Here is a 10861-nt window from a genome sequence, read left to right on the forward strand (position 1 = left end):
GGGGTATCTGATCTCGTGTATCGCGTCTCATATATGACGTATGAAATACGACGCGTTGAAGGTAGGAGGGGGCGCATGTTCCGTCAATGCTTCTGACAAAGGAAGTCGGGTGAGCGTGGGTGGTCCCACGTGGGCGACGAGCAGTCGGCTGGTTCGGCCGGGCCCGCCCATAAGGCACTTGCCTGATCCCCGGCCGGGGGCCTTAGACCCACCATGGCCAGGCATGACGACATCGACATGGGCGGTGGTGCGGGTCCTGCGGGACCGCGATGCGGGCCTGTATCTCGCCGGCGTGGTGATCTCCGGCTTCGGGACGTCGGCGCTGTGGCTGGCGTCCGGAGTGTGGGCCAAGGAGCTGACCGGCTCGGACGGACTGGCGGCGCTGTGCCTGCTCGCCATGTGGGCGCCCACGCTCGCCGGGCCCCTGCTCGGCACGCTCGCCGACCGGTTCCGCCGCAAACCCCTTCTCCTCGGCGCGAACCTCCTCCTGGCCGCCCTTCTGCTCACCCTCTTCACCGTCGACTCCCCGAGCCGCCTGTGGCTGCTCTACACGGTCCTCTTCGTGTACGGCGCCGCAGGCGTCGTACACGACGCGGCCGAGTCGGCCCTCGTCGCCGCCGCGGTCGACCACTCCCTGCTGGGCGACTTCAACGGGCTGCGCATGACGGCGACCGAGGCCATGAAGCTGGTGGCCCCGTTGGCCGGCGCGGCCCTGTTCGCGGGGTACGGCGGCCCGGGCGTCGCCCTGCTGGACGCCGTCACGTTCGTGCTGGCCACGGGCGTGTACGCGCTGCTGCGCGTCCACGAGGAGCAGCCGCAGCCGCCCATGACCGGCCGGCGACGTCGGACCGCGGAGAGCATCGGACACCTCTGGAACCACCCCGGGCTGCGCCCCCTCGTCCTGGCGGGCGGTACCACGATGTTCTGCGCGGGCATGTCCGGGGCGCTGCTCTACGCCGTCATCGACGGCCTCGGCCACTCCCCCGCCTACGCCGGCGTCCTGTACGCCGTCCAGGGCGCCGGATCGGTCGCGATCGGTCTGGCCTCCGGCCCGGCCCTGCGCCGCCTGGGCGAACACCGGTTCGCGGCCTGCGGTATCGCCCTGACGGGCGTCGCGGTCGCCGCCCGAGCCATCCCCTCGGACCCGGTGGCCCTGGTCTGCGGCGCAGCGATCGGAGCCGGGCTCCCCTGCGTCCTGATCGCCGCGCTGACCGCGGTACAGCGCGAAACACCGAACACTGTGCTGGGCAGCACGGCCGCCACGGCCAACACCCTGCTCTTCGCGCCGAACGTACTCGGCCTGGCCGCCGGGGCAGCCCTGGTCGAACTGACCGACTACCGCCTCCTGCTCCTCACGCTCGGCACAGCCCTGCTCACCACAGCCACCCGCCTCCCCCACCCCCCAACCAGCACCAAGCCCACCACCTCCACATCCCCGCCCGACGCCAACCCGACGTGACACAGCCACAAGACGAACCACCCCACACCGCGACCGCCGCCCTCGGCGACCCGGGCGGACGCGAGACAGTGGAGCTGGTGCTCCGCCGGCGCCGCGCCCGCGGCCGGCGAGACCGGGCTGCCCATTCCCGGCGAAAGGGGGCCGGCGGGCCCCTGGCGCAGCTCGGCCACCGCCGTACGGCACTCAAAGCCTGGCGAGTGCCCGACGTCGTCCGACGCCGACCAGCGCGATACAACAGCAGTCCGGTCGCGCCCCGCCGCCCCTCATGCGCCGCTTCCGCGGCCAGCGAGACCGGCCAGCCCCCATCCCCGACGAAGGGAGCCAGCAGACCCTGGCACGGTCCTGCCGCGCCCACCGCCACCCGGCTCCCTCAGAGCCCGGCAAGTGCCGAGCGCACCGCCTCCACACCCCCGCCCGACACCACCCCGCCAAGACACAGCCATAGTTCGCTCACACCCCGGCATCCGGCCAGCACATCCAGCCAGCGAGACCGGGCCGCCGCCCACTCCCGGCAAACGAGGCCGGCAGACCCCTGGCCGCCCTGCCGGGTCACCGCCACCCGCCTCCCCCACCCCCAACAAGCGCCAAGCGCACCACCACACCCCCGCCCGACACCACCCCGCCAAGACACAGCCATAGTTCGCTCACACCCCCGACGTCCGGCCAGCACATCCAGCCAGCGAGACCGGGCCGCCGCCCACTCCCAGCAAAAGAGGCCGGCAGACCCCTGGCCGCCCTGCCAGGTCACCGCCACCCGGCTCCCTCAGAGTCCGGCCAGTGCCGAGCGCAGCGCCTCCAGGTCCGCGTTCGACGCCAAGCCAGCGTGGTACAGCCGTAGTTCGGTCGCTCCCCGGCGCTGTGCCCGGGGCGCGTCCGTGGGGAGTGTGGTCGGGCTGCCGCCCATTCCCGCGATCACAGGGAAGTTGGCGGCGATGACCGTGTTTTCCCGGCGCTGTTCGGCGAAAGGTGTCAGCAGGTCCGGGCCGCCCGCGCAGGGCACGACCACGCCGTCCGCGACGGACAGGATGTGGGCGGGGTCCACGCCCGGGTTTGCGCCGACGTGGTACGTCACGGGGTCGGCGTGCAGCAGGACCTGGAAGCCCTCGGGGGCCGCCGCGCGCACCGCTCGGACCACGGTCTCCTGGAGCGTGCGGGCGGTTTCGTCGCGCCACGCGCGCGTGGCGGCCGCCTTCGCCTCGCCCAGCAGCTTCTCGACCCCGGCCCAGCCGCCGTCATCGGGCGCACCCTGCCACAGCGGCTCCAGCGCCTCGCGTACGGCGGCCGCCAACTCGTCGGCGTCCAGTCCCTGTTCGCCGTAGCCCGCCCGGCAGGCGGGGCAGAAGCAGAGCGCCATCAGGTACATCCCGGTGTCGCCGAGACCCACCCCGCCGGTCTTGTCGTGGGCGTGCAGATGCTGGAGGCCGTACCAGCCGAGGGACTCGAGCTCCGTGCCGAGCGCTCCCGGTCGTACGGCGGCCTCGACGGCCAGATCGACGAGGTACGCGCGCGTGGCGGGCTGCGCGATGCACGGGGCCCACGGATAGCGGTCGCCATAGGCGTTGACGACGGAGGTGTCCGGATGCTCGGCGCCCAGGCGGGAGTTGTGGGCGAGGACGACCCAGGTGTGCACCTCCAGGCCGGCGTCCGCGAGCGCAGTGGCGGCCTCGCCGTAGGCGTCTCCCGGTGCCCAGTCCCCGGCGGGGTACGGGCGCAGCGCACGTCCTTCCCAGCGGCCGTCGGTGGGATACAGCACAGCCGCGTGCTCGGCCGTCACGATGCGGTGGCGCGGGTGGCGGGGCGTCAGCGCACGTGTGGAGTGGTACGCGGAAGCGAGGGTCACCTGCTGCACACCGAGCGCGGCGATGCGGCCCGCGGCCTGCGGGTCCCCGTTGACGTCCCAGGGGTAGACGAAAGTCGACGCCTTCACTTGCTCTCCGCCTTCACTTGTTCTCTTCCAACAGCGCATACCCACGCTCGATCAGCTCGGCAAGCCGCTTGACATGCTCCTCGGTGGGCTCGTGCAGCGGCGGCCGGACCTCCCCCACGTCGAGCCCGCGCAGCCGTACGCCCGCCTTGACCAGCGCGACGGCATAGCCGCGCCCCTGTGCGCGCAGTTCGACGAACGGCCGGTAGAAGCCGTCGAGGAGCCGGTGCGCGGTGGCGGTGTCACCGAGCTCCAGCGCCCGGTGGAAGGCGAGCGCGATCTCCGGGGCGAAGCAGAACACGGCGGAGGAGTAGAGCGGAACGCCGATGGCGCGGTAGGCGAGCTGGGTCTGTTCGGCGGTCGGCAGGCCGTTGAAATAGAGGAAGTCGCCGGGAACCTCGGTGCGGACGGCGCTGACGATGCGCTGCATGAGGTCGAGGTCGCCGAGGCCGTCCTTGAAGCCGATGATCCCGTCCGTGCGGGCCAGTTCGACGACGGACTCCGGGGTGAACACGGCGTTGTCGCGCTGGTAGACGATCACGGGCAGCGCGGTCGCGGCGCCCACCTCCCGGTAGTGCCGCAGCAACCCCGCCTGACCGGCGAGAACGAGGTACGGCGGCATGGCGAGCAGCCCGTCCGCCCCGGCGGCCTCCGCCACGCGCGCGTACCGGACGGCGAGCGCGGTGCCGTACCCGGCGCCGGCCACCACCGGCACCCGGCCGTCCGCCGCCTCCACCGCCACCCGCACACACGCCTCGAACTCCTCCGGCGCGAGCGCATGGAACTCGCCGGTGCCGCAGCACGCGAAGACCGCGGCGGCCCCGCCCTCGACCCCGCGGCGCACATGGGCGCGGTACACGTCGAGGTCGACCGAGCCGTCGGGGCCGTAGGCGGTGACCGGGAAGAACAGCGGCCCGCTGGGGATGCCGAGTCGAGCGGCGAGAGGGACTGACGTCACGGGCACTCCCGATTCCGATACCGATTCCACGCTCATGATCTGCGTCTACATTTCTGAACGCCACCACGCTAAGGTGCCCCTTTACGACCGGTCAAGCGCGCTCACCGCCATCACATCAGCGGATTTCAGCATTTCGCAGAGCACTTGACGGGGTCCGGCCCGGCTCCCTAGCGTGTCCATGGATGTGAATAAGGTGCACGCATGCGCCCGCCGACCGAAGGAGAAGCGAGGATGCCAGCCCCCCGCACCGTTCTGCTCACCGGCGCCGCCGGCGGGCTCGGCACCCTGATGCGGAACCTCCTGCCGGCCTTCGGCTACGAGCTGCGCCTCCTCGACGTACGCCCGATCGAGGGCGACCCGGACGCCGTCACCGCGGACCTCGCCGACAAGAAGGCCCTGCGCGAGGCCGTGCGGGGCGTCGACGCGATCATCCACCTGGCCGGCATCTCCCTCGAAGCCCCCTTCGAGAAGATCCTCGCGGCGAACATCGAGGGCACGTACAACCTGTACGAAGCCGCGCGCGAGGAGGGCGTGGGCCGCATCGTCTTCGCCTCCTCCAACCACGCCGTCGGCTTCACCCCCCGCCCCCAGGGGGACACACCTCTCGAGGCAAGCGCGCTGATCCCCATCGACACCCCGCGCCGCCCGGACACCTTCTACGGACTGTCCAAGTCCTTCGGCGAGGACCTCGCGCAGCTCTACTGGGACAAGCACGGCCTGGAGACGGTCTCGGTGCGCATCGGCTCCTGCTTCCCCGAGCCCACCAGCGTGCGCATGCTGTCCATCTGGCTGAGCCCGGCCGACGGCGCCCGCCTCTTCCACGCGGCCCTGACCGCCGAGAACGTCGGTCACACCGTCGTCTACGGCTCCTCCGCCAACACCCGCCTGTGGTGGGACCTGTCCACGGCACGGGCGCTCGGCTACGACCCCCAGGACGACTCCGAGCCGTACGCGGCAAAACTGATCGCCGACCAGGGCGAACTGGAGCCGGACAACATCGCCCACGCCTACCTGGGCGGTCACTTCGTCAGCGACCCGCCGATCTGGCCGTACTGAGGTCACCGACGCCGTCGAAAGGCGGGAAACGATCGTTCGCGAGGGCGGGCGGGCACCGAACGGGCCCGTCCGCCCTCGTATTCGGGCATCGCAGCTGCCCGATCTCACGCCCCGGCCCACAGCCCCGCAGGTCCGAGGCGGGCACTCCGCTCGGCAAACGGGCACACACGGGCAGCATCGGCCCTGCAACAGGCCTGGTCAGCGCCGCAGCCCGGGGGTAGAACTTCCTGCGAGGGCCCCACCGGGCCCGAACGGGCAGCACGGCACGGGAGCGGGTGACGGCGATGACGGCGAACTCTGCGAAGACGGCAGAAGAGCGCCAGCGGGAGATCGTGCGGGCCGCGCGCGCCACCGGCTCGGTGGACGTCACCGCGCTCGCCGCCGCACTGGGCGTGGCCAAGGAGACCGTACGGCGGGATCTGCGGGCCCTGGAGGACCACGGCCTGGTCCGCCGCACCCATGGCGGCGCCTACCCCGTGGAGAGCGCCGGTTTCGAGACGACGCTCGAGTTCCGCGCCACCAGCCACGTACCCGAGAAGCGCCGGATCGCGGCCGCCGCGGCCGAGCTGCTCGGGGACGCCGAGACCGTCTTCGTCGACGAGGGCTTCACCCCGCAGCTCATCGCCGAGGCACTGCCCAGGGACCGGCCGCTGACCGTGGTCACCGCGTCCCTGCCGGTCGCGGGCGCACTGGCCGAGGCCGACGCCGTCTCCGTGCTGCTGCTCGGCGGCCGGGTCCGCCCCGGGACCCTGGCCACCGTCGACCACTGGACGACGAAGATGCTGGCCGGCTTCGTCCTCGACCTCGCCTTCATCGGCGCCAACGGCATCTCCCGCGAGCACGGCCTGACCACCCCCGACCCCGCGGTCAGCGAGGTCAAGGCGCAGGCCATCCGGGCCGCGCGCCGCACGGTGTTCGCCGGCGTGCACACCAAGTTCGGGGCGGTCAGCTTCTGCCGGTTCGCGGAGATCGGCGCTCTGGAGACGATCGTCACGAGCACCCTGCTCCCCTCGTCCGAGGCGCACCGCTACTCACTGCTGGGCCCACAGGTCATCCGCGTCTAGGGAACTCGTCCGCGCCCGCGCTGTGCGCGTCCGCACGTCCAATTCGCCTTCCCCCAGGGCACTCCCACGCCCGCAACCGCCCTTTATCTCCCCATATGTTCAGGAGCGATCCATGCGCACCCAGAGCCGACGACGGCCGCCGCGAGCCACGCTCGCCATGGCCGCCGCAGGGACGCTGCTCGCCCCGCTGCTCTCCGGCTGTTGGGTCGGGGCGGGCGGGTCCGGTTCCGGCGGCGACTCCGTCAACGTCCTGATGGTCAACAACCCGCAGATGGTGGAGCTGCAGAAGCTCACCAAGGCGCACTTCACCAAGGAGACCGGCATCAAGGTGAACTTCACCGTCCTGCCGGAGAACGACGTCCGCGACAAGATCAGCCAGGACTTCGCCAACCAGGCGGGCCAGTACGACGTGGCGACGCTCAGCAACTACGAGATCCCGATCTACGCCAAGAACAGCTGGCTGCACGAGATGAACTCGTACGTCGCCAAGGACCCCGGCTACGACGAGCAGGACGTCCTGAAGCCGATGCGCCAGTCCCTGACCGCCGACGACGGAAAGCTCTACGGCCAGCCCTTCTACGGCGAGTCGTCCTTCCTGATGTACCGCAAGGACATCTTCGCCGAGAAGGGCCTGACGATGCCGGCCCACCCCACCTGGGACCAGGTGGCCAAGCTGGCCGCCGAGGTCGACGGGGCGAAGTCCGGGATGCGCGGCATCTGTCTGCGCGGCCTGCCCGGCTGGGGCGAAGTCATGGCCCCCCTCACCACCGTGGTGAACACCTTCGGCGGCACCTGGTTCGACAAGAACTGGAAGGCCGAACTCGACTCCCCCGCCTTCGAGAAGGCGACGAAGTTCTACGTCGACCTGGTCCGGGGGCACGGTGAGTCGGGGGCCGCCCAGTCCGGCTTCGCGGAGTGCCTCAACAACATGACCCAGGGCAAGGTCGCCATGTGGTACGACGCCACCTCCGCCGCCGGCTCCCTGGAGGCGAAGGGCTCCCCCGTCAAGGGCAAGCTGGGCTACGCCCCCGCCCCCGTCGAGAAGACGGACTCCGCCGGCTGGCTCTACACCTGGGCCTGGGGCATCCAGAAGGCCTCCCGCAACCCCGACAAGGCCTGGAAGTTCGTGTCCTGGGCCTCCAGCAAGCAGTACGAGCAGCTGGTCGGCGACACCAGCGGCTGGTCCAACGTCCCCGCGGGCAAGCGCGCGTCGACGTACACCAACGCGGACTACCGCAAGGAGGCCGGCGCCTTCCAGGAGATGACCAGGGAGGCCATCGAGGGCGCCAGGCCCAACAACCCGGGGGTGCAGCCGCGCCCCGCGCCCGGCATCCAGTTCGTCGGCATCCCCGAGTTCACCGATCTCGGCACCAAGGTCTCCCAGGAGATCAGCGCGGCGATCGCCGGACGCCAGTCCGTCGACTCGGCGCTGCGCAAGTCCCAGCAGCTCGCCGAGAAGATCTCGAAGGAGTACGAGGGACGATGACCGCCACGACAACGGCTCCCCTGGCCGCAACTCCCGTACGCACCACCCGCAGGCCCTCCGCCCGGCTGAAGGCCTGGTCCACCCGGGCCCCACTGCTGCCCGCCCTGGTCTTCATGATCGTCGTGACCCAGCTGCCGTTCGTGGCCACCCTGGTGATCTCGTTCTTCGACTGGAACGCCCTGTATCCCAAGGCCCGCCACTTCACCGGCTTCGACAACTACCAGCAGGTCCTTTCCGACGCCGACCTGCGCCACTCGGTGTGGACAACGGTCCTGCTGACGGTGACGGTGGTCCTGGTCAGCCTGGTCCTGGGCCTGGTCCTCGCACTGCTCCTGGACCGGAGGTTCCGCGGCCGGGGAGTGGTCCGCACCCTGCTGATCGCACCCTTCCTGGTGGTCCCGGTCGCCGCGGCCCTGCTGTGGAAGCACGTCCTCTACAACCCCGAATACGGCCTGCTCAACGGCCTGTTGCACTACGTGGGCGGCCCGCAGCCGGACTGGATCTCCCACACTCCGCTGCTCGCGGTCGAGGCCTCCCTGATCTGGCAGTGGACGCCGTTCATGATGCTGATCCTGCTGGCCGGCCTGCAGAGCCGCGACAGCCAGCAACTCGAAGCCGCACGCGTGGACGGCGCGAACGACTGGCAGATCTTCCGCCATCTGACGCTCCCGCACCTGCGCAGATATCTGGAACTGGGCGCCCTGCTCGGCTCGATCTACATCGTCCAGAACTTCGACGCGGTCTTCACCATCACCTCCGGCGGCCTGGGCACCGCCAACCTCCCCTACACCGTCTACCAGAGCTTCTACCAGGCCCACGAGAACGGCCTGGCCTCGGCCGCCGGCGTCCTGGTGGTCATCGGCTCGATCATCATCGCGACCTTCGCCCTGCGCGTCGTGTCGTCCCTGTTCCGCGAGGAGGTGTCCCGCGCATGAGCACGGTCGCCGTACGAACGAGCCCCCGCCGCAAGGGAGTCGGCCTGGGCCTGGTGGCCTGGCTGCTCGGCCTCGTCTTCTTCCTGCCCATCGCCTGGATGGCGCTGACGTCCTTCCACTCGGAGTCGGACGCCGCGACCAACCCGCCGTCCTTCGGCGCCGCCCTCACCCTCGACGGCTACCGCGAGTTCTTCGGCACGGGCGGCGGCGCGAGCCCCTGGCCGGCGCTGGTCAACTCGGCGGTGGCGTCGGTGGGTTCGACGGTCCTGGTCCTGCTGCTGGCCCTCCCCGCGGCATACGCCCTCTCCATCCGCCCGGTGAAGAAGTGGACGGACGTCCTGTTCTTCTTCCTGTCCACGAAGATGCTGCCGGTCGTGGCGGGGCTCCTCCCGATCTACCTGTTCGCCAAGAACACCGAGATGCTGGACAACATCTGGCTGCTGGTCATCCTCTACACCTCCATGAACCTGCCGATCGCGGTGTGGATGATGCAGTCCTTCCTCGCCGAGGTGCCGGTCGCGGTGATCGAGGCGGCGCAGATCGACGGCGCCCGGCTGCCGACGATCCTCGCCCGCGTGGTGGCCCCGATCGCCCTGCCGGGCATCGCAGCGACGGCCCTGATCTGCTTCATCTTCAGCTGGAACGAGCTGCTGTTCGCCCGAGTACTGACCGGCGTGGTGGCCGAGACGGCCCCCGTCTTCCTGACCGGCTTCATCACCAGCCAGGGCCTGTTCCTGGCGAAGGTGTGCGCCGCGTCGCTCGTCATCTCCCTGCCGGTGCTCGCCGCGGGGTTCGCCGCCCAGGACAAGCTGGTCCAGGGCCTGTCACTGGGAGCCGTCAAATGAAGGCCGCCGTCATCGAGTCCGTGGGCCGCGCCGTCGTCACCGAGGTCCCCGACCCGACACCCGGCCCGCGCGAGGTCGTCGTCGAGGTCGCCGCCTGCGGCCTGTGCGGCACGGACCTGCACATCCTCCAGGGCGAATTCGCACCCAAGCTGCCGATCGTGCCCGGACACGAGTTCGCGGGCCAGGTGGTCGGGGTGGGCACCCAGGTCACGGAGGTCGCCGTCGGCGACCGGGTGGCGGTCGACCCGTCGCTCTACTGCTACGAGTGCCGGTACTGCCGTACGGGCCACAACAACCTCTGCGAACGGTGGGCCGCGATCGGCGTCACGACGGCCGGGGGCGCGGCGCAGTTCGCGGTGGCCCCGGTGGCGAACTGCGTGAAACTGCCCGAGCACGTGCGTACCGAGGACGCGGCCCTGGTGGAGCCCCTTTCCTGTGCCGTCCGGGGCTACGACGTGCTGCAGTCACGCCTGGGCGCCCACGTCCTGATCTACGGCTCGGGGACGATGGGCCTGATGATGCTGGAGCTCGCCAAGCGCACGGGAGCGGCGAGCGTGGACGTGGTCGACCTCAACCCGGCGCGGCTGGAGACGGCGGTACGGCTGGGGGTGTCGGCGTCGGCTGCGAACGCGGACGAACTGGACCGGCCGCAGGGCTGGGACGTCGTGGTCGACGCCACCGGGAACGCGGCCGCGATCCAGGACGGGCTGGGGCGGGTCGCGAAGGCGGGGACGTTTCTGCAGTTCGGGGTGGCGGACTATGCGACTCGGGTGACGATCGATCCATACCGCATCTACAACGAGGAGATCACCATCACGGGCTCCATGGCGGTCCTGCACAGCTTCGAGCGGGCGGCGGAGTTGTTCGCGAACGGGGTGCTGGATCCGGAGGTCTTCATCAGCGACCGGATTCCGCTGGAGCGGTATCCGGAGGCGCTGGAGCAGTTCGCGGCGGGGGTGGGCCGCAAGATCGTGGTGGTGCCGTAGGGGGTCTCGCCCCCGCCGCCCCTACCCGTCCCGACCCGGGGGCCAGCCCCCGGTGAAGCCTCCACGGTCGACCGCGCGGCGTACTGCGGCAGCCTGGTGCTCCCAGTACGACTGGTCATCGGTGTCGAGCTTGTCCCAGCGCTGGCCG

9 protein-coding genes are annotated in these 10861 nt (G+C 70.8%); 7 read left to right on the forward strand and 2 right to left on the reverse strand.

Going from position 1 to position 10861, the window contains the following annotated elements; all coding sequences use genetic code 11:
- Positions 1-223: 223 nt before the first annotated feature.
- On the forward strand, positions 224-1459 hold the full coding sequence (locus ACWC1K_RS34290; RefSeq protein ID WP_450836825.1) for an MFS transporter: 1236 nt from the start codon (positions 224-226) through the stop codon (positions 1457-1459).
- Positions 1460-2222: 763 nt separating this feature from the next.
- Here ACWC1K_RS34290 and ACWC1K_RS34295 read toward each other — a convergent pair.
- The gene (locus ACWC1K_RS34295) at positions 2223-3386 is read right to left on the reverse strand and encodes a hypothetical protein (RefSeq protein ID WP_450836826.1); all 1164 of its coding nucleotides are present in this window, start codon (positions 3384-3386) and stop codon (positions 2223-2225) included.
- A 13-nt stretch (positions 3387-3399) separates the two neighbouring features.
- Positions 3400-4341, reverse strand: a complete 942-nt coding sequence (locus ACWC1K_RS34300) for a 5-dehydro-4-deoxyglucarate dehydratase (protein WP_450836827.1) — start codon at positions 4339-4341, stop codon at positions 3400-3402.
- Between the two features lie 231 nt (positions 4342-4572).
- Here ACWC1K_RS34300 and ACWC1K_RS34305 point away from each other — a divergent pair, with 231 nt between their 5' ends.
- The 6 genes from ACWC1K_RS34305 to ACWC1K_RS34330 all read left to right on the forward strand — a co-directional run bounded on the left by ACWC1K_RS34305 (position 4573) and on the right by ACWC1K_RS34330 (position 10713).
- The gene (locus ACWC1K_RS34305; RefSeq protein ID WP_450836828.1) at positions 4573-5397 is read left to right on the forward strand and encodes an NAD-dependent epimerase/dehydratase family protein; all 825 of its coding nucleotides are present in this window, start codon (positions 4573-4575) and stop codon (positions 5395-5397) included.
- Positions 5398-5681: 284 nt separating this feature from the next.
- On the forward strand, positions 5682-6461 hold the full coding sequence (locus tag ACWC1K_RS34310; protein ID WP_344403838.1) for a DeoR/GlpR family DNA-binding transcription regulator: 780 nt from the start codon (positions 5682-5684) through the stop codon (positions 6459-6461).
- A 112-nt stretch (positions 6462-6573) separates the two neighbouring features.
- Positions 6574-7947 carry an ABC transporter substrate-binding protein gene (locus tag ACWC1K_RS34315; RefSeq protein ID WP_450836829.1) on the forward strand — a complete coding sequence of 458 codons (1374 nt, stop codon included), beginning with the start codon at positions 6574-6576 and terminating at the stop codon, positions 7945-7947.
- Positions 7944-8882, forward strand: a complete 939-nt coding sequence (locus ACWC1K_RS34320; protein WP_450836830.1) for a carbohydrate ABC transporter permease — start codon at positions 7944-7946, stop codon at positions 8880-8882. The genes ACWC1K_RS34315 and ACWC1K_RS34320 overlap by 4 nt, the downstream gene beginning before the upstream one ends.
- Positions 8879-9727, forward strand: a complete 849-nt coding sequence (locus tag ACWC1K_RS34325; RefSeq protein ID WP_450752527.1) for a carbohydrate ABC transporter permease — start codon at positions 8879-8881, stop codon at positions 9725-9727. Before ACWC1K_RS34320 ends, ACWC1K_RS34325 begins: the two co-directional genes overlap by 4 nt.
- The gene (locus ACWC1K_RS34330) at positions 9724-10713 is read left to right on the forward strand and encodes a zinc-dependent alcohol dehydrogenase family protein (RefSeq protein WP_450836831.1); all 990 of its coding nucleotides are present in this window, start codon (positions 9724-9726) and stop codon (positions 10711-10713) included. Before ACWC1K_RS34325 ends, ACWC1K_RS34330 begins: the two co-directional genes overlap by 4 nt.
- Positions 10714-10861: the final 148 nt, after the last annotated feature.

The sequence above is a fragment of the Streptomyces sp. NPDC001492 genome, assembly GCF_053597275.1.